At 71.1% G+C, this 24,120-nt stretch carries 19 protein-coding genes and 2 riboswitches; of the genes, 9 read left to right on the forward strand and 10 right to left on the reverse strand.

The annotated features are described in order from the left end of the window. The 5 genes from AB0J78_RS25840 to AB0J78_RS25860 form a co-directional block, all read right to left on the reverse strand. Complete coding sequence (locus AB0J78_RS25840) at positions 1-1,998, reverse strand: beta-N-acetylglucosaminidase domain-containing protein (protein WP_363793309.1); 1,998 nt, start codon at positions 1,996-1,998, stop codon at positions 1-3. 140 nt (positions 1,999-2,138) lie between these two features. After that, a complete protein-coding gene (gene groL, locus AB0J78_RS25845; RefSeq protein ID WP_132623251.1) occupies positions 2,139-3,773 on the reverse strand; it encodes a chaperonin GroEL in 1,635 nt (544 codons plus the stop codon). A gap of 231 nt (positions 3,774-4,004) precedes the next feature. After that, entirely contained in the window at positions 4,005-5,201 is a 1,197-nt protein-coding gene (locus tag AB0J78_RS25850) for a protein kinase (RefSeq protein WP_363793311.1), read from the reverse strand. Between the two features lie 117 nt (positions 5,202-5,318). After that, positions 5,319-5,522 carry a cold-shock protein gene (locus tag AB0J78_RS25855; protein ID WP_132623257.1) on the reverse strand — a complete coding sequence of 68 codons (204 nt, stop codon included), beginning with the start codon at positions 5,520-5,522 and terminating at the stop codon, positions 5,319-5,321. A 317-nt stretch (positions 5,523-5,839) separates the two neighbouring features. Next, positions 5,840-6,523 (reverse strand): TIGR00266 family protein, encoded by a 684-nt coding sequence (locus AB0J78_RS25860; RefSeq protein WP_363793313.1) that lies wholly within the window; start codon positions 6,521-6,523, stop codon positions 5,840-5,842. Positions 6,524-6,735: 212 nt separating this feature from the next. On the opposite strand from AB0J78_RS25860, the gene glp reads away from it, so the two are divergent. From glp to AB0J78_RS25885, 5 genes are all read left to right on the forward strand, one after another. Beyond that, positions 6,736-7,962 carry a gephyrin-like molybdotransferase Glp gene (glp, locus tag AB0J78_RS25865; protein WP_363793315.1) on the forward strand — a complete coding sequence of 409 codons (1,227 nt, stop codon included), beginning with the start codon at positions 6,736-6,738 and terminating at the stop codon, positions 7,960-7,962. 99 nt (positions 7,963-8,061) lie between these two features. Continuing rightward, positions 8,062-10,020, forward strand: coding sequence for a M48 family metallopeptidase (locus AB0J78_RS25870; protein WP_363793317.1), 1,959 nt, complete (start codon positions 8,062-8,064; stop codon positions 10,018-10,020). Between the two features lie 696 nt (positions 10,021-10,716). Further along, positions 10,717-11,430 carry a phosphatidylserine decarboxylase gene (locus AB0J78_RS25875; RefSeq protein ID WP_363793319.1) on the forward strand — a complete coding sequence of 238 codons (714 nt, stop codon included), beginning with the start codon at positions 10,717-10,719 and terminating at the stop codon, positions 11,428-11,430. Then, on the forward strand, positions 11,427-12,359 hold the full coding sequence (pssA, locus tag AB0J78_RS25880) for a CDP-diacylglycerol--serine O-phosphatidyltransferase (protein WP_363793321.1): 933 nt from the start codon (positions 11,427-11,429) through the stop codon (positions 12,357-12,359). Before AB0J78_RS25875 ends, pssA begins: the two co-directional genes overlap by 4 nt. A gap of 133 nt (positions 12,360-12,492) precedes the next feature. Further along, the gene (locus AB0J78_RS25885; RefSeq protein WP_363793323.1) at positions 12,493-14,703 is read left to right on the forward strand and encodes an AAA family ATPase; all 2,211 of its coding nucleotides are present in this window, start codon (positions 12,493-12,495) and stop codon (positions 14,701-14,703) included. A 138-nt stretch (positions 14,704-14,841) separates the two neighbouring features. Here AB0J78_RS25885 and AB0J78_RS25890 read toward each other — a convergent pair whose 3' ends face one another. Together AB0J78_RS25890 and AB0J78_RS25895 are read right to left on the reverse strand one after the other, a co-directional pair. Beyond that, a complete protein-coding gene (locus AB0J78_RS25890) occupies positions 14,842-15,486 on the reverse strand; it encodes a LytR C-terminal domain-containing protein (protein ID WP_363793325.1) in 645 nt (214 codons plus the stop codon). Next, positions 15,486-15,794: a DUF3263 domain-containing protein gene (locus AB0J78_RS25895; protein WP_363793562.1), complete on the reverse strand. Its 309-nt coding sequence runs from the start codon at positions 15,792-15,794 to the stop codon at positions 15,486-15,488. Before AB0J78_RS25895 ends, AB0J78_RS25890 begins: the two co-directional genes overlap by 1 nt. Before the next feature lie 293 nt (positions 15,795-16,087). Between AB0J78_RS25895 and AB0J78_RS25900 the strand changes: the two genes are divergently transcribed. From AB0J78_RS25900 to AB0J78_RS25915, 4 genes are all read left to right on the forward strand, one after another. Continuing rightward, on the forward strand, positions 16,088-16,660 hold the full coding sequence (locus tag AB0J78_RS25900) for a peptide deformylase (RefSeq protein WP_363793327.1): 573 nt from the start codon (positions 16,088-16,090) through the stop codon (positions 16,658-16,660). A 69-nt stretch (positions 16,661-16,729) separates the two neighbouring features. Next, positions 16,730-16,851, forward strand: a riboswitch (TPP riboswitch). Further along, positions 16,845-18,482: a phosphomethylpyrimidine synthase ThiC gene (thiC, locus tag AB0J78_RS25905; protein ID WP_363793329.1), complete on the forward strand. Its 1,638-nt coding sequence runs from the start codon at positions 16,845-16,847 to the stop codon at positions 18,480-18,482. Its footprint overlaps the riboswitch before it by 7 nt. Positions 18,483-18,667: 185 nt before the next feature. Continuing rightward, the gene (thiD, locus tag AB0J78_RS25910) at positions 18,668-19,501 is read left to right on the forward strand and encodes a bifunctional hydroxymethylpyrimidine kinase/phosphomethylpyrimidine kinase (protein WP_363793331.1); all 834 of its coding nucleotides are present in this window, start codon (positions 18,668-18,670) and stop codon (positions 19,499-19,501) included. Between the two features lie 171 nt (positions 19,502-19,672). Further along, the gene (locus tag AB0J78_RS25915; RefSeq protein WP_363793333.1) at positions 19,673-21,622 is read left to right on the forward strand and encodes an FUSC family protein; all 1,950 of its coding nucleotides are present in this window, start codon (positions 19,673-19,675) and stop codon (positions 21,620-21,622) included. 199 nt (positions 21,623-21,821) lie between these two features. On the opposite strand, the gene AB0J78_RS25920 is transcribed toward AB0J78_RS25915, so the two are convergent. The 3 genes from AB0J78_RS25920 to thiO all read right to left on the reverse strand — a co-directional run bounded on the left by AB0J78_RS25920 (position 21,822) and on the right by thiO (position 23,904). Then, on the reverse strand, positions 21,822-22,586 hold the full coding sequence (locus tag AB0J78_RS25920) for a thiazole synthase (RefSeq protein ID WP_363793334.1): 765 nt from the start codon (positions 22,584-22,586) through the stop codon (positions 21,822-21,824). Positions 22,587-22,588: 2 nt separating this feature from the next. Then, the gene (thiS, locus tag AB0J78_RS25925) at positions 22,589-22,789 is read right to left on the reverse strand and encodes a sulfur carrier protein ThiS (protein ID WP_363793335.1); all 201 of its coding nucleotides are present in this window, start codon (positions 22,787-22,789) and stop codon (positions 22,589-22,591) included. Then, positions 22,786-23,904: a glycine oxidase ThiO gene (gene thiO, locus AB0J78_RS25930; RefSeq protein ID WP_363793336.1), complete on the reverse strand. Its 1,119-nt coding sequence runs from the start codon at positions 23,902-23,904 to the stop codon at positions 22,786-22,788. The genes thiS and thiO overlap by 4 nt, the downstream gene beginning before the upstream one ends. Further along, a riboswitch (TPP riboswitch) is annotated at positions 23,896-24,003 on the reverse strand. It overlaps the preceding gene by 9 nt. Between the last annotated feature and the right edge of the window lie 117 nt (positions 24,004-24,120).

Below are 24,120 nucleotides of genomic sequence, written 5' to 3' on the forward strand. Positions count from 1 at the left end.
TCACCTCAGGCCGGGGGCCTCGGTCAGGAACGCGTCGAGGACGCCGTCCGCGACCAGGACCTGCCCCGCCGGGCGGACCTCGGCGGTCGTGGAGTGGATGCGCTCGGCAGCGTCCGCCGCCCAGCGCGCCTCGTCGAAGCGCGCCTTGGCCGTGGCCTCATCGCCGGAAGCTCGGGCTTGCAGGCCGTCGGCCGTCGCGAGCAGGGCCTGACCCCACTGGTCGGTCGCGGTGAGCCAGTGATCGGTGTCGGTGACGAAGTCCCTCGGCGCTCCGGCGCGAATGCGCTCCGGGGCGTTGGCGACGAGCTCCGCGTAGGCCCGCAGGTCCCGCACCGCCGCGCGGCGGTCGCCACCGGTCCACGCCGCGCGGAACGCGTCGAGGCGGCGGGACAGCTCCGGAGCGGGCGGCAGCCAGGCCGAACCGTTGGCCACCGGGGCCATGTGCTCCAGGTCGAAGAACGCCAGCAGCGCCTCCGCGGTCGCCGGATCCGCCTGCACGCCGGGCGAATCACCGGCGAGCCGCTTGCCCGCCAGGTACTCGGCCGCGGCCCGCCAGGCCCGCTGCGGGTCGAAGTCCTCGTCGTTCCAGGAGAAGTCGGCCGCACCGATCTCCACGACCTTGCTCGCCGCCGCCTGGTTCATCGGGTTGACGACGTCACCGGCCAGCTGATCGCTGAGCCCGCGCTCGCGCTTGTCGTAGGAGCCGAGCATGATCCGGCCGCGCGAGCCGTTGAAGTCGTTGACCGGGTAGTTGTCCCACAGGAAGACCTTGCGGCCCCACACGGTTTCGGCCTGCTTGGCGTCGGAAACGGTGATCTGGCGCGGGATCACGCCGTCGCCGGTCCACATCACCAGGACCCTCGGGTCCAGCGCTTCGCGGATCGCCGTCTTGTACTCCGAGTCCTCGACGTCGGAGTACTCGGTCGGCACGAACTGCAGCGGCGCCACCCCGGGGTGGGTGTCGACGAACTCGCGCTGCACCTTGTTGAGCAGGTCGGCCTGCGCCCGCCCGGCCGAGCCCTCCGAGGGACGGCCGTAGGCGCGCTCGTCACCCGCGCAGTTCCAGCGCGTGTAGGAGATGTCGTCCAGCGGCAGCGAGAAGTCGCGGACGCCCTCGTCGTACATGGCCTGCAACTTCGCCTGCAGCGCCTGGAAATCGCGCGGATCGCTGTAGCAGATGGAGTTGCCCGGCGAGAGCGCGAAGGTGAACTTCACGTGGTGCGCACCGGCCTGCCCGATCAGCTCGCGGACCTCTCCGAGCTCCTGCGCCGGGTAGGGCTCGCGCCACTTCTCGCGGTGGTACGGATCGTCCTTGGGCGCGTAGATGTAGGTGTTGAGCTTGACGTCGCCGTAGAACGCCAGCTGGTCCATCCGCTCCTGGTGCGTCCACGGCGGGCCGTAGAAGCCCTCGATCGCGCCGCGCAGCGGCATCGCCGGCCGGTCCAGCACGGACACTCCCGCGATGCGGCCCGGCGAGACGAGCTGCCGCAGCGTCTGCACCCCGTAGTAGGCCCCGGCCGGGTCGGATGCGCCGATGAACACCTCCATGTCGGTGTCCGGGCGCACCGCCAGCACGTACGCCTCCTTGTCCATCGGGACCGGGGCGCCCATGCCCGCCTCCTGCAGGCCCTTGACCACGGTCGGCGAGGTGCGCTCGCCGATCCGCACCCGCAGCGAGGCATCGGTGGCGGGAGCGCCCGGTTCGCGGATCGCGACCTCGTCGGCCCCGGCGAGTTCGAGCACCTGCTTGGCGAGGTCCTTGGTCTGCCGCTCCACCAGCGGGTCCACCACGACCTCGACCTTGCCGCGGACCGCGACGTCGTCGCCGAGCCTGTCGAGCAGCTCCGGCTGCGGCACCACCGACGGCACGCCCTCACCGGGCAGCGCGTCGGAGCTCTGCGGGGCCGGCTGCTCCGGTGGAGGCGCGGAGTTCGTGCACCCGGCCAAGGCCATGATCCCGGCCACGCACACCGCGAACGACCTGGAAAAACCGCGCATCGAGCTCCCCATCCAATCCACCGGCGACGCCTCCCAGTCCAACACACCCGGCGATGACCCGAATGGGTCACCTGTTCGCGTGACACACAGCAGAAGGGCCGCCCCCGATGGGGACGGCCCTTCTCAGCTTGGGACTGGACTCAGAAGCCCATGCCACCCATGCCACCGGTCGGGTCGGCGGCGGCAGCCGCGTCCCCGCCCTTCTCCGGCTTGTCCGCGACCACGGCTTCGGTGGTCAGGAACAGCGCGGCGATCGACGCGGCGTTCTGCAGCGCCGAGCGGGTGACCTTGGCCGGGTCGATGACGCCGGCCTGCACCAGGTCCTCGTACTCGCCGGTCGCGGCGTTGAGGCCGTGGCCGGAGGTGAGGTTCTTGACCTTCTCCGCGACGACGCCACCCTCGAGACCGGCGTTGACCGCGATCTGCTTGAGCGGAGCCTCGACGGCCAGCTTGACGCTGTTGGCACCGGTCGCCTCGTCGCCCTCGAGCTTGAGGCCGTCGAAAGCGGTCTGCGCGGCCTGCAGCAGAGCCACGCCACCACCGGCGACGATGCCCTCCTCGACCGCGGCCTTGGCGTTGCGGACCGCGTCCTCGATGCGGTGCTTGCGCTCCTTGAGCTCGACCTCGGTCGCCGCACCGGCCTTGATGACCGCAACACCGCCGGCCAGCTTGGCCAGGCGCTCCTGCAGCTTCTCGCGGTCGTAGTCGGAGTCCGAGCGCTCGATCTCGGCGCGGATCTCGTTGACCCGGCCGGCGATCTGCTCGTCGTCGCCAGCACCCTCGACGATGGTGGTCTCGTCCTTGGTCACCACGACCTTGCGGGCCTGGCCCAGCAGGCTCAGGTCAGCGGTGTCCAGCTTGAGGCCGACCTCTTCGCTGATGACCTGACCACCGGTGAGGATGGCCATGTCCTGCAGCATCGCCTTGCGGCGGTCGCCGAAGCCCGGGGCCTTGACGGCGACGGACTTGAAGGTGCCGCGGATCTTGTTGACCACCAGGGTCGACAGGGCTTCGCCCTCGACGTCCTCGGCGATGATCAGCAGCGGCTTGTTGGCCTGCATGACCTTCTCCAGCAGCGGGAGGAGGTCCTTGACGTTGGAGATCTTGCTGCTCAGCAGCAGGATGTACGGGTCGTCGAGGACGGCCTCCATGCGCTCCGTGTCAGTCACGAAGTACATGGAGATGAGGCCCTTGTCGAAGCGCATACCCTCGGTGAGCTCGAGTTCGAGCCCGAAGGTGTTGCTCTCCTCGACGGTGATGACGCCTTCCTTGCCGACCTTGTCCATCGCTTCGGCGATGAGCTCGCCGATCTGGCGGTCGCCGGCGGAGATCGCGGCGGTGGCGGCGATCTGGTCCTTGGTCTCGATTTCCTTGGCGTTCTTGAGCAGCTGCTCGGCGATCGCCTCGGTGGCCTTCTCGATGCCCTTCTTCAGAGCGATCGGGGAGGCGCCGGCCGCGACGTTGCGCAGACCCTCGCGAACCAGGGCCTGGGCGAGCACGGTGGCGGTGGTGGTGCCGTCACCCGCGACGTCGTCGGTCTTCTTCGCGACCTCCTTGACCAGCTCGGCCCCGATCTTCTCCCACGGGTCCTCGAGCTCGATCTCCTTGGCGATCGAGACGCCGTCGTTGGTGATGGTCGGCGCGCCCCACTTCTTCTCGAGCACGACATTCCGGCCCTTGGGGCCGAGCGTCACCTTGACGGCGTCGGCGAGGGTGTTCATGCCGCGCTCAAGACCGCGGCGGGCGTCCTCGTCGAACGCGATCATCTTGGCCATTGCGGTGTGGTCCTCCACCTGTCTGGACGCCGACGGTGCACACTGGGGCGTGCACGACGGCAGGACTCTGCTCGGCCAGGCTCGGTGCCCGCGACGGACGATCGCGCGACGACGCCGTCATGTGGCGCCGCCGGAACGACCTCACCGTCCCGACCTGGCACTCAACCTTGATGAGTGCCAGTACCGTGTTTAGCACTCACCGATGCCGAGTGCAAGCGACCTGCCTCGGTCTCACCCTCCGGCGGTCGGCACCGACGTGGGCAGTTCGGCGGTCGACGGCGTGCTCCCGGAGCTCGACCCGCTCCCGGACGTGGCCATCGCCACGAACAGCAGCACGATCACCAGCAGTGCGACGCCCACCAGCACCGGCACGATCCACTTCGCCGCACCGCCCGACGAGGTCTTGGTGAACGACGAGGACCCGGCGGGCATCGGCGGGCGCAGCCGCACCGGCTGCTGCTGGTAGCCCGGGTAGGACTGCTGCGGGTACGGCCCGGACTGCTGGGGCGCCTGCTGCTGGAACGGCTGGGAGGCGGGATGCGCGGGCTGCGGCACCGGCTGCTGCGCGACGCGCGGCGGCGCCGGGGCCTCCCCGGCGACCGGGCCGAGCGCGGCGCGGGCCGCGGCGATCAGGTCCTGGCAGCTCGCGTAGCGCTGGTCGCCGCGCTTGGACATGCCCCGGCGCAGCACCTCGTCGATCGGCGGCGGCAGCAGCACCAGCGATCCGGGCGCAGGCGGCTCCGTGCCCAGATGCCCCTGAATGACCTCCTGGACCGAGCCCGGGAACGGCGGACGCCCGGTCAGGCAGGCGAAGAGCATGCAGGCCAGCGCGTACTGGTCGGTGCGGCCGTCGACCGGCTCGCCGCGCAGGTGCTCGGGGGCGGCGTAGGTCGGCGAACCCAGGAAGTCGCCGGAGGACGTGCGGTGGCCGGTCGCGCCGCGCCGGGTCAGCCCGAAGTCGGCGAGGTAGACGTGCTCGTGCGAGGACTCGCGGGAGGTGACCAGCACGTTGGCCGGTTTGAGGTCGAGGTGCACCAGACCGCGCTCGTGCAGCATGTCCAGCGCTTCGGCGATCTGCCCGAGCAGCTCCAGGCTGCGCTTCGGCGAGATCGGCCCGTCGGAGATCAGCCCCGCCAGATCGGTGCCCTCGACGAGCCGCATCGCGATGAACAGCATGCCGTCGACCTCGCCGAAGTCGTACAGCGGCACGATGTTCGCGTGGTCGATCGCCGAGGTGTTGCGGGCTTCGTCGACGAAGCGCTCGCGGAACTCCGCGTCGCCGGTGATGTGCTCCCCCATCACCTTCAACGCGACCTTGCGGCCGAGCCGGACGTCGGTGGCGCGGTACATCACGCTCATCCCACCGCGACCGAGCACGCCGTCGATCTTGTAGTGGCCCAGCCTGCGACCGGTCAAATCTTCCGACACGTCCCGCAGCCTAACCGGCTGAGATCACGCGGGTGCGGGTTTCGCGGGATGGCGCGCTGCGGCCCGGTCCCCCACCAGGAGAACCGGGCCGCACGACGACCTGGTGCGAAGTTCTCTTCAGACCTTGCGAACGCCGTCGGCTTGAGTTCGGCCATCGCGGCCGGCTTTCACCTCGAATTCGACCCGATCCCCTTCAGAAAGGGTGCGGAAACCAGACATGTCGATTGCGGAGTAATGGACGAACACATCGGATCCACCGTCCGTCGCGATGAATCCGTAGCCCTTCTCCGAGTTGAACCATTTGACCGTGCCGACCGCCACGGCGTCCTCCTCAAGAAATGTGATGCACGACGCTAGCGCCGCTGGAGCATCGGCCACACTACTCCGGAAAATCGGGCTCGTCGCGGGTCTGCTAATACGACTTTTCCGTTAAACGCTGGGCCGAACGGGTGGCTTCTCCGGACACGTTCCGTCATCAACAGGAGCTAATTCCCCCGACTGTCGCAATCGCATTCAAACCCGCACCAAAACCGGCGACGAATGCTCCCGCCGGGAAACCGACTCGCGACAACGACCGGAGCGAATGGGTCAGACCAATTGCGGTCCGGTGCAATGCGCGATCGTTTTCAACGAGCGAATCAGGAGCGCGGACCGAGGCCATTCGAGCGCAACCAGCCGACCAGTCCGCGCGGGTTGCGGGTCTGGGTCAGCACCTGGCCCGGTCCGGCGAAGTCGAACACCAGGCCCTCGCCGCTCTTGAGCGACTGCGCCACGCCCTGGTTCATCTGCCGCAGCTGGCTCTGCACCGTGTCGGCGTAGGCGACGACGTGACCGGTGTCGATCGTGATGTACTCGCCGGGCTGCAGGGTGACCACGTCCAGCGCGCCGTAGCAGGCCACCACCGCCGAGCCGTGCCCGCTGAGCCGGGTCAGGAACCCGCCCTCGCCGCCGAAGAGGTTCTGGAAACCGCCCCACTGGGTCTCGACCTGCACCGTGCTCGCCGAGGCCAACCAGCAGCCCTTCGTCACGCACCAGCCGACCCGGCCGTCGAGCTCCAGCACGTTGAGATCACCGGGCAGCGTGGGCGCCACGTCGACCCAGCCGCCCTGCTGCGGCGCGGTGTAGGTGGAGACGTAGAAGGATTCGCCGCCCAGAGCGGATCGGGCCAGCGACTTGAAGAAACCGCCCTGCGCGCGCGACTCGACGGTCACCCCGTAGCTGGTGGCCAGCATCGAACCGGACTCCACCCGCACGGGCTCCCCCGGTGCCAGCATCAACCGGGCGACCCCGTACGACGGCGTGTGACGAGTACGGACCTGCACAGCACAACCCCCTTCAGGGCCCCACCGGTCGGCGCGGGCACGGCGATTCTATGTAGGTGGCACCGAGCCCGGGGAACTCCGCGCCACCACCCGGAGAACCCGTGCTCGGGGTGTCGGCGTCAGGAGAACCGGGCATTGTGCCATCGCGCCGAGGAGCGACCAATCCCACGCCGATGGCGACACGACGGGTGCCCATGACAGATGATGCGTGCGTGTCGTCCAACAACCCCGCCCACGAGCTGACGTCGGTCGCCGACCACCGGGCGAAGGTCGCATCACTGCTGACCCGCACACCGGTCGAGACCCGTCCGCTGCAGAACTGCCTCGGCCTGGCCCTGGCCGAGGACCTGATCGCCCCGATCTCGCTGCCGCCGTTCAGCAACTCCGCGATGGACGGCTACGCGGTCCGCTCGGTCGATCTGACCGAGGCGACGCAGGACGAGCCGGTGAAGCTGCCGGTCCCCGAGGACATCCCCGCCGGCCGGGTGGACGTGCCGCCGCTGCAGCCCGGCACCGCGCACCGGATCATGACCGGCGCCCAGCTGCCGCCGGGCGCCGACGCGGTGATCCCGGTGGAGCGCACCGACGCGGGCACCGAGACGGTGGCCCTGTTCGGTTCGGTGCAACCGGGCGCCCACGTGCGCCGCGCGGGCGAGGACGTCGCGGCGGGCACGACCGTGCTCACCGCGGGCACCCGGTTGGGCGCCGCTCAGCTGGGCGTGGCCGCCGCCGTCGGCATCGCCGAGCTCCCCGTGCACCGGCCGGTGCGGGTGCTGGTGCTCTCGACCGGCTCCGAGCTGGTCGCGCCCGGGGAAGAGCTGCAGCTCGGGCAGATCTACGAGTCCAACGGGCTGATGCTGGCCGCTGCCGTGCAGGAGGCGGGTGGTGAGCCGACGATGCTGCGCTTCGTGCCCGACGACGTCGACGCCTTCCACGAGGTGCTGCAGGCCCACCTGGACTCCGCCGACCTGCTGATCACCTCGGGAGGGGTCAGCGCCGGGGCGTACGAGGTGGTCAAGGACGCCCTGGCCGGCAACGGCGTGGAGTTCACCAAGGTCGCGATGCAGCCGGGGATGCCGCAGGGCTGCGGCCGCTACCGGGACGCGTTCGCGGTGGTCACGCTGCCCGGCAACCCGGTGAGCTCGATGGTCTCGTTCGAGGTCTTCGTGCGTCCGGCGATGCTGGCCGCGGCCGGGCACGCCACGACCACGCGGCACCGGCGGCAGGCGGTGCTGGCCGAGTCGCTGACCGCTCCCTCGCGCAGGCAGCAGTTCCGGCGCGGGGTGTTCGACCCGGTCTCCGGCGAGGTCAGCCTGCAAGGAGCCCCGGGTTCACACCTGCTGGGCAGCCTCGCGCGGGCGAACTGCCTGCTCGCGATCCCGGAGGACGTGACCGAAATGCCCGCTGGGTCCACTGTGGACGTGGTGTTGCTGGACTAGATCAAGTCGATATCGCTTGTCACACCATCGTTGACGGTTCGACTTTCGGTCGCGAAGACTGCCAGTCCGACCTTCCACTTCCCCTCCGGAGTTTTGCACGTGCGTGGCCCCTGGCGCGCCGCCTTGGCGCTGGCGTTGCACATCGGTTTCTTCGTCGTGTCCCTCGGCCTGGTCGCCGGCCTGCTGATGATGGCGGGCATGACCTTCCGCCGCGACACCGTCGGAGGGATGAAGGTCGCCTTCGCCGCCGTCGTCGTCGGCGCGATCTTCGTCATCGGCCTGCGGGCGGTGCTGCGCAACCGGGTCCGCCCGCGCGGCGTGCCCGTGGACCGGGTCTCCCAACCCAACCTGTGGCGCACGATCGACCAGCTCGTCGACGCCACCGACTCCCCGCTGCCCGACGAAATCCGCATCACCTCCGAGCCGGGCGTCGCCATCCGCGAGAACACCGCCTTGCTTGGCCTGCGCACCCGCACCCGGTACCTGGAGATCGGGTTGCCGATGCTGGCGGCGCTGACCACCTCCGAACTCGGCGCGTCGCTGGCGCACGCGGTCGGTCGCCTCACCGGTCGCAGCAAGCTGACGGTGACCGCCCACCGGGTGCTGGCCAGCGTCCAGCGCACCGTCGACGGGCTCACCACCGGCCCGGTGAAGTGGCTGTTCGTCGGGTACGCGCGGTTGTTCACCGCCATCGCGGTCACCACCACCAAGGAGCTCGTGCTCGCCGGGGACGCCGCCGCGGTGCGCGTTGCGGGCAAGCGGACCGCGGTGATGGCGCTGCGCAAGTCCGTCGCGATCGAGCTCGGCTGGCGGGACTACGCGGACGCGTACCTGAGCATGGCCGCCAGCATCGGCCACGCACCCGACGTGCTGCTGGGCTTCCGCAGCTTCATGGACCACCCGACGCGCAAGCCCGCGCTGGCCGAGCGGGCCAAGCAGGCCATCGCCGACGAGCGCGGCGAGTTGCCGCTGCGCACCAGGGTCGAGCTGATGAAGCGGCTCAAGTCCGCCGACAAGGAGGCCGACGAGCGCCCGGCCTTCGCGGTCCTGCGCAAGCCGCGCAACGCCGTTCCCGAGCTGGAGGACCGGCTGCTGGTCGACTCGCTCGGGCCCCGGATGCCGTGGCCGGAGGTCGTCCGGCAGGCCGGAGCGGCGCAGTCCGCCGAGAAGGCCGCGCAGCTCAGCGCTGCCGCCCACCAGTGCGGGCTGGGTGTGGACCCGACGATCCAGGGCATCCTCGCCGCCATCCACCGCGGTCACGGCCGCGACCTCATCAACCCCGTGCTCAACCCGGGCCTGCACCCGTCGATGATCGACCAGACCGCCGAGGACACCCTCACCGAACTCCTCGGCTGCACCGTCATCGACGCGCTGATCTGCGCCCGCCGCGCCCACCACGAGCTGGACTGGGGCGGGCCGCCCGCGGTGCGGCTGGCCAACGGCCGCCCGCTGGACCCCGACCGCCTGGTCCGCCCCGCCGTCGCCGACCCGCGGCTCATCCCCGGACTGCACCGGGTGCTGGTCGACCTGGGCGTACCGCTGCACCACACCCGCGAGCCCGCCGACGAACCGGAGCCGTCGCTGGCCGGGATCGTCAGCCCGGTGCAGTGCTCCGGGGAGGCCTACGACCTGCTGGTCAGCGACCGCGGCCTGCTGCTGCTCCCCAGCGACGCCAGCGCCGCGAAACGGCTGCTCGCGGGCACCCTGGCCCGGCTCAGGGAAGCCGAGCAGGAGCAGCTCAGCGAGCTGGCCTCGCGGCCGATCAACGAGCTGCGGGAGCGCTCCGGAGCGCAGTGGGTGGACAGCCGCGACGTGGCCAGCGCCCGCCTCGACCAGGAGAAGGCCGGCTGGTCGCTGGAGCTGGACCTCTACCTCGACGAGTACGCGATGTCGACGCTCGACGAGGTGCGCGTGAGCCCGGGCCGCGACGACGGCGTCTCCGTGCTGACCCTGGGCAGCACCGCCGACGGCGTCGAGCACGGAGATCCGTACCACGGGCTGGCCGAGCTGATGGGAGCCCGCATGGAGCTGGACGAGCCCGCCCTGTCCCTGGAATGACCGCCACCCTGACGTGGAGCCAGCAGCCGTCTTGTTGACGCGGAGTTACTGAATGCGTTCCCAACGTCCTCCGTTAGCGGCTACGGAGAGGCTGTGAACTCGATTACACTAGGAACCGCGTCACGAAACGTTGATCACCGAGTCTCCTTCGTGTCCGCAACGGCACCCTCGCTTGCCGGGTGTCGCGGACCGCGAAAAGAGGGCCGTGCGCCGTCGGGGGGCGCACGGACCCGAAATCAAAGAGGCCGTTCGGCACCTACGGGGAGGCGCCGAACGGCCTCTTTGTTCTGCTCGTGGGGCCGCGGTCGCCCTGCTGGACGGTGCGGGTGGCGGAACCTGAGACGCCGCCTGGGTCCGGGCGCCACTCCTGATGTATGCCAATACGCGGCGTCGCGGCGTCCTCCCCAGGCGGCGTCTCAGAACCCGCGGCGGTGCTGGCTGCTCAGGTGGGGTACTGAGAAAGCACCTTCGGTGCTTGCCTGACGGTTGGGGGTTTCACCCGTACGTGTGACTCTTGGTCGTCTGGGCGGTAGCATCCGGTTTGAGATACGTGCAGGTCACGCGGGTTGTTCTTGATCGACTGCGCCCCCTGGCGACGGTGGGAACGAGGCGTCCGCGATGCTGTACGTCTACGGCGCAGGCAGGACTACCGCGCCGCGCTGACATGACCTCCGACGCAGGGGCGCGACTACCTCGATGAGCAGCACCCAAGAGAGCCCGCTGGCGCACCTGATCGCGCTGGCCAAGGACACCGTTCCGCCGATGCACCCGGCAGGCAGGCCGTTCGTCATCGGCGCCGCCGTCGCCACGCTGGTGCTCCGCCGCATCTGGCGCCCGCTGGGCGTGGTCGGCGCCGTGCTCACCGCCTGGTGCGCGTGGTTCTTCCGCGAGCCCGCCCGCACCACCCCGACCCGCGAGGGCCTGGCCGTGGCCGCCGCCGACGGCGCCGTCGCGCACGTCGAGAGCGCCGTCCCGCCGGCCGAGCTCGGCTTCGGCGAGACGCCGATGATCCGCATCAGCACCTTCCTCACCATCTTCGACGTGCACGTCCAGCGCGTCCCGGTCAGCGGCAAGATCGACAAGATCGTCTACCGCCCGGGCAAGTTCCTCTCCGCGGACCTGGACAAGGCCAGCGAGGACAACGAGCGCAACTCGATGGCCATCCGCTCCCAGGACGGCACCCGCGTCGCCGTCGTGCAGATCGCCGGGCTCGTCGCCCGCCGCATCGTCTGCGAGGTCGCCGAGGGCGACACCGTGGCCGCGGGCAACACCTACGGCCTCATCCGGTTCGGCTCCCGCGTGGACCTCTACGTCCCCGCCGACAGCAAGGTCCTGGTCGAGCCCGGCCAGCGCACCATCGGCGGCGAGACCCCGCTCGCCGAACTGCCCAGGGGGAAGCGCGACCGATGAGCATGCGGACCACCCCCGGCGTCCGGCTGCTGCCCAATGCGATCACCGTGCTGGCGATGTGCGCGGGCCTGTCCGCGATCCAGTTCGCCCTCAACGGGCAGCTGACCTTCGCGATCGGGTCCGTCGCCGTCGCAGCGGTGCTCGACGGCCTCGACGGCCGGATCGCCCGGCTGCTCGACGCCACCTCCAAGATGGGCGCCGAGCTGGACTCCCTGGCCGACGCGATGTCCTTCGGCGTGGCCCCGGCGTTGACGCTCTACGCCTGGCACATGCAGGACAACCGGGCCGGCTGGGTGGTGTCGCTGATCTTCGCGGTCTGCATGGTGCTGCGGCTCGCCCGGTTCAACACGCTGCTCGACGACGCCGAGCAGCCGCCGTTCGCCAAGGAGTTCTTCGTCGGCGTGCCCGCCCCCGCGGCCGGGCTGCTGGCGCTGCTGCCGCTCGCCCTGACCGCGCACTTCGGCTACCCGGGCTGGTGGGCCAACCAGAGCGTGGTCATGGTGTGGATGGTGCTGATCGCCGCGCTGGCGGTCAGCCGGGTGCCCACCCTGTCGCTGAAGACGGTGAAGGTCCCGCCGAAGATCGTGGCCCCGCTGCTGGTGGGCGTCGCTCTGCTGGCCGCGCTGGTCGTGGTGTTCCCGCTGATCTCGCTGGCCGTCGCGATGGTGCTGTACCTGCTGCACGTGCCCTACGCGGTCTACCGCTACCAGTGGCTCTCGCGGCACCCGGAGGCGTGGGACGCCGCTCCCCGGGAGCGCCGGGCGATCCGCCGCAACACCCAGCGGCGCCTGGGCATCCGCCCTCCGCTGCGCCGCAGCGTGGCCGGTGCCGCGCGGCGCGTGCGACTCCCCCGCCGCCCCACCGGGCCGGGGCACCCCCGGCGCAGCTGGCGCCGCCTCGAACTCCGCCGCAACCGCGACGACTACTGAGGCACGCGGCGGTTCTGGTCCGAACTGTCCGGGCGAATAGGACATCGATCATGGACGGTTCGGACCACGACCGCCCGTCGCCCCACCGCCGCTGACCACGTCGTCCCCGCCGCGAGCGGCTAGGGTCGGTGGGGTGGCTTCGATCAGCTTGACCGCCCGCGTCTCCACGTCCGCGCGCGACACCCGCCGCGGGGTCGTGCGGCTGCACCCCGAGGTGCTGGACGCCCTGGACCTGCGGCCGTGGAGCGCGGTGCGCCTCACCGGAGCGCGCGAGACCGTCGCCCTGGCCGCCGCCGCGGAGAGCACCTCACCGACCGGGTTCCTGCTGCTCGACGACGTCGCGCTGCTCAACCTCGGGGTGACCGAGGGCTCGTCCGTGGCCGTCGCCCCGGCGCAGGTGGAGGTCGCCAAGCGGGTCTCGATCACCGGTTCGCGGATGGCGCGGGCGACCGTCTCGCCGGAGACCGCCCGGCTGGCGCTGACCGGCAAGGTCTTCTCCCTCGGCGACGCGGTGTCTCTGCTGCCGCAGGACCTCTCGCCCTCCTCCTCGTCCCGCGCAGGCGAAGTGCGGCGCCAGATGTCCGCCGCCATCGGCCTGACCTGGACCAACGAGCTGATCAGCGTCGCGGCGACCGAGCCCGCCGGCGCCGTGGCGGTCCAATCGTCCACAGTGGTCGAGTGGCAGGACGGCGCGACGTCCGAAAACCGCTCCGCCGCAACCGAAACCCCCTCACGGCCGACCGCTCCCGAGCCCGTCGACGAGCAGCACTCCCCCGTGCCGGTGACCGACCTGGTGGGCTCGCGCGACACCGCCCGCCGCCTGACCGAATGGCTCCGGCTGGCCTTCGACCAGCCCGAGCTGCTGCGCAGGCTCGGCGCCGAACCCCGGCTGGGCGCGCTGATCAGCGGCCCGCCCGGAGTCGGCAAGGCCACGCTGGTGCGCGCCGTGTGCGCCGAGATCGGCGCGGAGCTCGTCGAGGTCGCCGCCCCGACCATCGCCGCGCTGGAGGCGCGCACCGCCGCCAACCGGCTGCGGGAGGCCATCGACCGCGCCACCGCCGCCTCCGGCGACGGAGTCCTGCTGCTCACCGACGTCGAAGCGCTGCTCCCCGAGTCCGACCCACCGCCGCTGGCCACCATCGCCCTGGAGTCGATCCGCGACGCCATCGGACGCGACGAGCTGGCCGTGATCGTCACCAGCTCGAACCCGCAGTCGGTCGATCCGCGGCTGCGCGAACCGGGCGCGGTCGACCGCGAGCTCACCATCGGGCTGCCCGACGACACCACCCGCGCCGACCTGCTCGGCGTGCTGCTGCGCGGCGCCCCGCTCGACGAGGACATCCGGTTCGCCGAGATCGCCGAACGCACACCGGGTTTCGTCGCCGCCGACCTACTGGCGCTGTGCCGGGAAGCCGCGCTGGGCGCAGCGCTGCGGCACCGCGACGACCCCGCCGACCCGCGAATCCGCCGCCAGGACCTGCTGGACGCCCTGACCTCGGTGCGGCCGATCTCGATGTCCACATCGGACAACCTGCAGACCGGCGGGCTCACCCTCGACGACGTCGGCGACATGACCGAGGTCAAGCAGGCCCTCACCGAGACGGTGCTGTGGCCGCTGCAGTACCCGGACTCGTTCACCCGCCTGGGAGTCGAGCCGCCGCGCGGCGTGCTGCTCTACGGCCCGCCCGGCTGCGGCAAGACCTATCTCGTGCGGGCGCTGGCGGGCAGCGGCAGGCTCAACGTGCTCACCGTGAAGGGCGCGGAGCTGATGGACAAGTGGGTCGGCGAGTCCGAGCGCGCCGTCCGCGAGCTCTTCCTGCGGGCCAGGGGCGCCTCGCCCGCGCTGGTCTTCCTCGACGAGGTGGACGCGCTGGCACCGCGACGAGGCCAGTCCTCGGACTCCGGTGTGTCGGACCGGGTGGTCGCGTCCCTGCTCACCGAGCTCGACGGGGTGGAACCGATGCGCGACGTCGTCGTGCTGGCCGCCACGAACCGCCCGGAGCTCATCGACCCGGCCCTGCTGCGTCCCGGCCGCTTCGAACGGCTCGTCTACGTCCCGCCGCCGGACGCCGAAGCCCGCCAGGCCATCCTCACCGCGGCGGCGAAGAACACCCCGCTGTCCGATGACGTCGACCTCGCGGAGCTGGCCGGAACCCTCGACGGCTACTCGGCGGCCGACTGCACGGCACTGGTCCGCGAAGCCGCGCTCACGGCGATGCGGGAATCCATCTCCGCCGCCAAGGTCACGGGCACCCACCTCGCCACGGCCCGCGAGGCGGTCCGCCCGTCCCTGGACCCGGCCCAGCTCGAGACCCTCGCCGCCTACGCCGAGAACCACCGCTGACCCGCGGACCGGTCCGATCTCACGCGAAGCCAACCTTCAGCCCTCTGACCAGGACGTGCACGCCCGAGCGCGGGTCGCGGCGCTACAGACGTGCGGGTGCGTGCGGTGAGGGCTTGAACTCCGCGCGGGGTTCGGGGATCACTTCCCGACGGACGGGCCCTTGTAGTCGTTGGTGATGATGGCGATCAGGCCCGGCGTGGCGTCCTGTATCCCGTCGAAGCGGGCCTCGGCTCGGGCGCCGATGCGGGCGGCGAGCTCCTTGGCCTGGCGCTCCTCGCCGGTGCCGGGGCGGAAGAAGACCGTGGTGGTCGGGATCTTGCCCTTGGCGTAGTTGCCGACCTCGGGCACGTCGTACCCGGCCTTGCGCAGGTCCTCGGCGGCGCGGTGCGCCAGCCCGGAGATCGTCGAGTTGTTGTAGACCCGCACGATGATCTGCTCGCTGCCCTTGCCGGAACCGACCGGGACGTCCTGCCCCGAACCCGGGGTCTGGGCGTTGCCCGAACCGGGCTGCTCGGTGACCGGCGGCTGGGTCGTGGGGGGCTGGACCACCGGAGGCTGGGCCGACGGCGGCTGCACGGGCGGGACGACCGGGGCCGGCGCGGGTTCCGGCGGCGGCTGCACCTGCGAGGTGGGCTCCTGCGGCAGCGGCTGGGCGGTGTCCGAGGACTCGCCGGACATCAGGGTCGCGGTCCCGAACACGGCCGCGAGCACGCCGACTCCGATCAGACCCAGGCCGATCAGCTTGGCCCCGCCGGGTCCGCCGGACGGTTCCCCAACACTCATCAGTGCAACTCGATTCCCAGTCGTTGAGCGGCCCTCGTGCGCTGTCGTGCCGCCCGTGCCTTGCGCAGTCTCTTGATCAGCATAGGGTCCGCGTTGAACGCGGCGGGGGAATCCAGCAGCGTGTTGAGCAGCTGGTAGTACCGCGACGCGGACATGTCGAACAGTTCCCGGATCGCGATGTCCTTCTTGCCCGAGCGCTTCCACCACTGCGCTTCGAAGGCGAGGATCCCCAGCTCCCGGTCGGTCAGGTCCCGGTCCGCGGGGCCCGGTTCGGGCTCGTCCGCCGGCGGTTCGACGATCCGCTCGATGGGCTGCGTGATCGGCTCGGCGAGGGTCAGCCGCCGACGCTCCGGCGCCTGCTGACGCCCGTGCATGCGCGCGAGTTGTTCGCACTGACGGGCGATCTCCTGCGCGGTCAGCATCTGGGCGGCGTCCATCCGGCTCCTCGCCTCGCGATTCGGTCGCGGAGAATCACACGGCTGTCATTCCCGGTGACCAATTGAACCATGCCGTGATCCGGACGGTGAGCCGATCACACCCCTGTTTCACGCGCAAGAGCGCACCCGGTCAGGCCACCTGGGGGAACCGATAGGGTCCGCGCATGGCTGTTCACCCCATCCGCGTCTACGGCGACCCCGTGCTGCACAACCCGACTCGCCGGGTGGAGCGCTTCGACGAGGAGCTGCGCACTCTCGTCGAGGACATGTTCGAGACGATGGCCGCCGCGAACGGGGTGGGCCTCGCGGCCAATCAGATCGGCGTCGACCTGCGGTTGTTCGTCTACGACTGCCCGGACGACGAGGGCGTGCAGCACCGCGGCGTGGTGATCAACCCCGAGCTGACGACCTCGGAGGTCCCGGAGACCATGCCCGATCCGGACGACGACTGGGAGGGCTGCCTGTCGGTCCCCGGCGAGTCGTACCCGACGGGCCGGGCGGACTGGGCGAAGGCCACCGGGTCCGATGTGGACGGAAAGCCGGTGGAGGTCGAGGGGACCGGCTTCTTCGCGCGCTGCCTGCAGCACGAGACCGATCACCTCGACGGCTACGTCTACCTGGACCGGCTCACCGGCAGGCACGCCCGCGCGGCCAAGAAGATGATCAAGCGCAACGAGTGGGGCGTCCCCGGCCTGAGCTGGGACCCGGCCGAGGTGGGCGACCCGTTCGCCGAGTGAGCCGAACGCGGCCGGACGGATGAACCTGTTGCCATCGGCGGCCGCACCCCCGTAGCCTCGGCCACGAACAAGTCAATCCGCGGGAGCTCGCACCAAGAGCGGGCTGAGAGGGCGACTGGAGAACTCCGGGGTCGCCGACCGCACGAACCTGACCGGGTAATGCCGGCGTAGGGAGTGGACGGCAATGGCCGACGTGTATCCGAACGCATCCGGAATCACCACGGGACCCATCGAGGGATCCCGAAAGGTCTTCAGCAGCACCGAATCCGGGCTGCGCGTGCCGTTCCGCCGCATCGAGCTGACCAACGGTGAACACCTCGACGTCTACGACACGTCAGGGCCGTACACCGACGAAAACGCCACTGTGGACGTCCACAGTGGACTTCCTCGAACGCGAGCGGGATGGCGCGACGGACGGGAGCACAACACCCAGCTGGGCTGGGCGAAGGCGGGCGCGATCACCCGCGAGATGGAGTACATCGCGCACCGCGAAGGGGTTTCGCCGGAGTTCGTGCGCGACGAGGTCGCCTCGGGCCGCGCGGTGATCCCGGCGAACCGGTGCCACCCGGAGAGCGAGCCGATGATCATCGGCAAGAACTTCCTGGTCAAGGTCAACGCCAACATCGGCAACTCCGCGGTCACCTCCTCGGTCGAGGAGGAGGTGGAGAAGATGGTGTGGGCGACCCGCTGGGGCGGCGACACCGTGATGGACCTGTCCACCGGCAAGCGCATCCACGAGACCCGCGAGCGCATCCTGCGCAACTCCCCCGTGCCGATCGGGACCGTGCCGATCTACCAGGCGCTGGAGAAGGTCGACGGCGATCCGGCCTCGCTGACCTGGGAGATCTACCGGGACACCGTGATCGAGCAGTGCGAGCAGGGCGTGGACTACATGACCGTGCACGCGGGCGTGCTGCTGCGCTACGTTCCGCTGACCGCCCAGCGCGTGACCGGGATCGTCTCGCGCGGCGGGTCGATCATGGCGGCCTGGTGCCTGGCGCACCACCGGGAGAGCTTCCTCTACACCCACTACAGCGAGCTGTGCGAGATCCTGCGCGCCTACGACGTGACGTTCTCGCTGGGCGACGGCCTGCGTCCGGGCTCGATCGCCGACGCCAACGACCGCGCCCAGTTCGCCGAGCTGGAAACCCTCGGCGAGCTCACCCACATCGCCCGCGAGCACGACGTGCAGGTGATGATCGAGGGACCCGGCCACGTGCCGATGCACAAGATCGCGGAGAACGTGCGGCTGGAGGAGGAGCTGTGCGGTGAGGCGCCGTTCTACACGCTCGGCCCGCTGACCACCGACATCGCACCCGCCTACGACCACATCACCTCCGGCATCGGCGCGGCGATGATCGCCCAGGCCGGCACCGCGATGCTCTGCTACGTCACCCCCAAGGAGCACCTCGGCCTGCCCAACCGGGACGACGTCAAGACCGGCGTGATCACCTACAAGATCGCCGCGCACGCCGCCGACCTGGCGAAGGGACATCCCCGCGCCCAGGAGCGGGACGACGCGCTGTCCACCGCCCGCTTCGAGTTCCGCTGGACCGACCAGTTCAACCTGTCGCTGGACCCGGACACCGCACGCGCCTTCCACGACGAGACGCTGCCCGCGGAACCGGCGAAGACGGCCCACTTCTGCTCCATGTGCGGCCCGAAGTTCTGCTCGATGAAGATCACCCAGGACGTCCGCAAGTACGCCGAGGAGCACGGCCTGACCAGCGTCGAAGCCATCGAGGCCGGCATGGCGGAGAAGTCCGAGGAGTTCACCCGCACCGGCGGCGAGGTCTACCTGCCGCTCGCGGCCAACGACTGATCGCGAGGGCCGGGGCGGCTCCAACCGAGCCGCCCCGGCCACTCAGAAGTCGTCGGTGGAGGTGCTCAGGCCGAACGGCGCGGGGAGTTCTTGCGATCTGCCTGGTCACGAGCCTGTCCGGAAACGACCGAGGAGTCAGCAGCTGCGCGATCGGAGGCGATCACGCGGCACGTAGCATTCTGGGAATGCACGACGAGACCGCTCCGCCCACCGCGCTGACCATCGCCGGATCGGACTCCGGCGGAAGTGCGGGCATGCACGCCGACCTGCGGACCTTCTTCGCCTGCGGGGTGCACGGCATGACCGCCGTGACGGCGGTGACCGTGCAGAACACCGTCGGCGTGACCGGCCTGGTGGAGATCCCGCCGGAGACCGTGGCCGCGCAGATCGACGCGGTGGCCTCCGACATCGGCGTCGGCGCGGCCAAGACCGGGGTGCTCGCCTCCGCCGCCACCATCGACGCCGTCCTGGACGCCTGCGACCGGCACGGGATCGGCCGCGGCGGCCGGACGCCGTTCGTGGTGGATCCGGTGGCCGCGTCGCGCAGCGGCGAACCGCTGCTGCGGCCGGACGCGCTCGACGCGCTGCGCCACCGGGCGTTCCCCCGGGCCACGCTGGTCACCCCGAACCTCGACGAGGTGCGGCTGCTCACCGGCATCGACGCGCGCACCCGCGAGGACCTGCTGGACGCGGCCAAGGCGATCCACGCCTTCGGACCGGAGTGGGTGCTGATCAAGAGCGGGCACCTGCCCGACGACCCCGAGTGCGTCGATCTGCTCTTCGACGGCACGGAGTCCATCGAGCTGCCGGGCCCGCGCTACGCCACCGAGCACACCCACGGCGCCGGCGACGTGTTCGCCTCGGCGATCACCGCCGCGCTGGCCAAGGGCGCCTCGATGCCGGACGCGGTGCGCGGCGGCAAGCGGTTCGTCACGCGCAGCGTCGCCGACGCCTACCCCCTCGGCTCCGGCGTGGGACCGGTCTCCACCTTCTGGCGGATCAGCCCTCGCTCGTACTGACCAATCATTTGAGTGATTCTCGTCGGCATCCTGTAACCCGATAGGTGCTACTCGTCGACATAGGTCGGAGAGGGGCGTAATTCCAGGCGCGGAACCTGGAGGGCGCGGCGAGGGACGACAGGGGTTTGCGAGAGCGTGGCTAGAGCGGTGTTGACAAGGGCACGGGGATGGATGGCCACCGAGGCGGGTGCGCCGGATCCTCGGCAGCGCCAATACGTGCTGCTGGTGGTGCTCGCCGTGATCGCCGGAACGTTCGCGGGCTGGTTCTTCGAGCTGCAGACCCCGGTGCTGCTGGGAGCGCTGACCACCGTGCTGGCGCTGACCGCCACCAGCGGTCAGGCGCTGCGCTCCGATCTGCGCAGGTTCATGTGGCTGACGCCGGCGCTGGTGCTGATGATGGCCGTCGGGCCGATGCTGACCAAGGTGCCGGTGCTGGCCGGGCTCGCCGTCGCGGTGGTCGTGTTCGGCACCGGGATGCTGCCCGCGCTGGGTGAGCACTACCGCATCGGCGGGCAGATCTTCGCCGCCGCGACCCTGGTGACCACCACGACCGGGATCGGCAACGACCAGCCGTTCCTGATCCTGCTGGCCTCGACCATCGCGGGCGGGCTGTTCGCGCTGCTGCTGCGGGTGATCACCGGGGTCGCCGACCCCGGGCACGCGACCCGCGTCGCGGTGGCCCGGACGCTGCTGACACCCGGCCCCGGCGTGCTCGAATCAGCCGCTGCCGCGTGGCGCGCCGACGGTTCCAGCACCTGGCTCGGACAGGTCCTGGCGGGTTCGGCCCGGTTCCGCGCCGCCCGCGAGACGCTGCTCGCGCAGGCTCAGCAGAGCGACCGGATCGAGGCCGAACGGCTCCGCGAGATCGTCGCCGAGGCCGACCAGGTCGCCGCCGAGCTCGCCCGCGCGATCCGCTCCCGCGCCTGCACCGGGCTGCCGATGGCCGCCCGCCGCGACCCCGCCCAGGCCGTCATCGCCCGGGGCGGGCGGCAGGACGTGCCCGACGCCGTCGGCGGCGTGAACCAGGGCCTGGACCGGATCCGCGCCGCCGTGGTCAGCCGCGACGAGAGCCCGGTGCCGCCCGCCGAGGACGGCGCCCTGCGGGAACGGCTGCTGGGCGCGGTGCGCGCCCACCTGTCGTTCCGGTCCTCGCTGTTCCGGCACGCGCTGCGCTGCACGCTGGCGGTCGCGGTCGGCATGGTGATCGTGCTGCTGCTGCGCGACCCGTCGGCGTCGAGCCTGCTGCTCGCGCTGTACGTGGTGCTGGCTCCCGCGGCCCGCGACAGCATGACCGGCGCGCTGGAACGCACAGGTGGCGCGGTGCTGGGCGTGACCGCCCTGGCCATCCTGATCACCCTGCTGCCGGGCGCCTACCTGCTGGTCCCGCTGGTCATCGGCGGGATGCTGCTGAACATGCCGAGGCTGCGCGCCGAGTACCAGGTGGTGCTGGGCTGCCTGATCGTGATCACCGTGGTGGATCAGGCGATGGCGCTGGACCGCCCGCTGGTCAACGTCGGGATCAGCTTCGCCGCCAACACGGCCGTGGGCGCGGCGATCGCGCTGATCGTCGGCTACGTGAGCTACCTGGTGCTGCCGAGCAGCATCGTCCCGGACGTGCGCGGCGCGGTCCGCTCCACCGTCTGGTCCGTCTCGGAGCTGCTGCGCAGCGTCCGGGCCTCCGGCCAGGGCGCCGATCTCCCGACGGCGCTGCAGGCGGCGAACGTGCTGGCGCTGCGCCGCACCCAGGACCTGCTGGGCATGCCCGCGCTGCTGGACGGCACCGGCGAGGAGACCGACGACAACCACGCCACCCGCGCCGCGGCGATCGCGCTCGACGCGCTCCGCCAGGACGTCGCCACGCTGGCCTTCCGCCCCGCCGAGGAGCGCAAGGTCGCGGTCCCGGCGCTGCGCGCGGTCGACGACCTGCTGGGCGGCAAGGCCACGGCGAAGATCCCCGACATCCCGGCGGGCGGCGCCCCGGCCTCGGAGCTCCTGGCGAGCTCGCTGGTCGAGAACGCCCTCCACGCCCGCCAGGCCATCGACCGGACCTTCGGCTACGACAACCCCTGGAAGAGCTACACGATCAGCTTCGTCCGCCCCGAACGCCTCCACATCCGCTGAGGCCGGGTTTTTCGAATTTCGCGCGAAATTCGAACGCCGACGTTCCGACTCGAATTTCGCGCGAAATTCGAATACGGCCCGAAACTTCGGGCTTTGACCTGGGAAGACACGCCCGGGCGCGGGGGCCCGTTCGAATTTCGCGCGAAGTTCGAAGGCTGCGCCCGGGCTCGGGAGTGCTGTCGGGGTGGGTGTAGGGGTGTCAGCCCATCGGGGTGCCGGGGCTTGAGGCTTGGGCCCAGAAGCGTTGGGCGATTCTTCCCGCTTGCGAGGCCAGGCGGCCCGCTTCGACGGCGCTGCGCATCGCCGTGGCCATGCGCTCGGGGTCCTGGGCGCGGGTGACGGCGGTGGCCAGGAGGACCGCCGAGCAGCCGAGCTCCATCGCCAGGGCCGCGTCGGAGGCCGTGCCGATGCCCGCGTCGAGGACGATCGGGACGGTGGCGCGGGAGACGATCATCTCGATGTTGTGCGGGTTGCGGATGCCCAGTCCGGTGCCGATCGGCGAGCCCAGCGGCATGACCGCCGCGCAACCGACCTCCTCCAGCTTCAGCGCCAGGACCGGGTCGTCGTTGGTGTAGGCCAGGACGACGAAACCCTGGTCCACCAGCTGCTCCGCCGCGTCCATGAGCTCGATCGGGTCGGGCAGGAGGGTGTCCTCGTCGGCCACCACCTCCAGCTTGACCCAGTTGGTCCCCAGGGCTTCGCGGGCGAGCTGCGCGGTGAGCACCGCTTCGGCCGCGGTGCGGCAGCCCGCGGTGTTGGGCAGCGCCTCGATGCCGAGCTTGCGCAGCAGGTCGAGGACACCGGTGCCGCCACCTGCGTCGGCGCGGCGCATCGCGACGGTCGTCAGCTCGGTTCCGGAGGCGATCAGCGCGCGCTCCAGCACGGCGAGGTTGTTCGCCCCGCCGGTCCCGGTGATCAGGCGCGAACCGAACTCGCGGCCGGCGATCAGCAATGGGTCGTCCACGGTCACCCTCCTTGCACTGCGGTGAGGACTTCGATGGTGGCGTCGGCGTGCAGCGCCGTGGCGGGCCACGACGCGCGCGGCACCACCGCGCCGTCCAGCGCCACGGCCACGCCTCGTTCCGGCACGCCGAAGTCGTCCAGCACTGACGCGAGGGTGGCGCCCGCGGCGACCTCCCGCGCGTCGCCGTTGATCACGACGTTCACTGCTGTCCTCCCAAACGGCTCGGATCGGTGGCCTTGATCAGCGGTTCCGGTTCTTCGCCGCGCAGCAGCGCCAGCACGGCGTCGACGGTGACCGGCGTGAGCAGGAACCCGCCTCGGTGGTGCCCGGTGGCGGCGAGCACTCCCGGCTCCAGCCAGCCGATCACCGGCAGGTTGTCGGTGGTGCTCGGGCGCAGCCCGGCGGTGGCCTCGACCAGCGCGTACTCGGCGATGCCCGGCATCACGGTCTCGGCGTTGGCGAGCAGGTCGCGGACGCCCCCGACGGTGACCTCGGTGTCGAAGCCGACCTCGTGCTGGGTGGCGCCGAGCACCACTCCCCCGTCGTCGCGCGGCACCAGGTAGCAGGGCCTGCCGCGCACCGGGCCGCGCACGGTGCGGGTCGGCGGTGGCAGCGCGGTGGCGCGTCGCCGCAGCCGCAGGATCTCGCCCTTGACCGGGCGGATCCGGTCGGCGAGCGCCGGGTGCAGCGAACCCGAGTGCGCACCTGCGGAGATCACCGCGACATCGCACTCCACAGTGGACTCGGCGAGCTCGACCGCGCCCTGCCGGACCGCCTCGGCGCGTTCGGCGATGAACTCCACGCCCGCGGCTTCCGCCGCCGCCCGCAGCGCGGTCAGCGCGAGCCGGTTGTCCACCGCGAGATCACCGGGCACTTCCAGACCACCGCGTACCGCGGGACCCAACGAGGGCTCTCGCCTGCGCAGTTCGCGGCCCGTCAGCCGAGTGACGCTGCGGCCCAGTCCGGCCAGGTATCCGGCGACGTTGTCGAGCTCTTCGCGGTCGGCGCCGTCGACGCCGAACATCAGCGTTCCCTCGGTGCGCAGCCCGGACGGCAGACCGGCCGCGCGGCTGAGCTCGTCGGCGAAGTCCGGCCAGCGGTTCAGCGACGTCGAGCCCAGTTCGAGGAGTTCTTCCTCGCCGGGCCAGGCCTCGGCGAGAGGTGCGAGCATCCCGCCCGCGACGTACGAGGCACCCGAGGCGGGGGCCGGATCGACCAGGCTCACCCGGTTGCCGGCCGCGGCAGCGCGCCAAGCCACCGACAGGCCGACGACTCCGCCGCCCACCACGACGACATGATCGGTTCGTTTCTCAGACAACTCCACGCTCCCTGCGCCGGCATGACCCGGATCAGGTTCGACGGTCGGAGCCCTGCGCTCCCTCTCAGCCCGGTCCGCCGGGCTCCCGTGCTCACCGCCATCCACAGTACCCGCCCGCAGATCGCAACGTCAGCGCCTGGTACGGGATCTCTTGAGGGGGATCACCCCGCTCAGCGGCGCGGGAGGCGCTGCCCGTTGCGGTGCGAGCTGAGTCCC

Source organism: Saccharopolyspora sp. NPDC049426, from assembly GCF_040676935.1.
Taxonomy (GTDB): Bacteria; Actinomycetota; Actinomycetes; order Mycobacteriales; family Pseudonocardiaceae; genus Saccharopolyspora.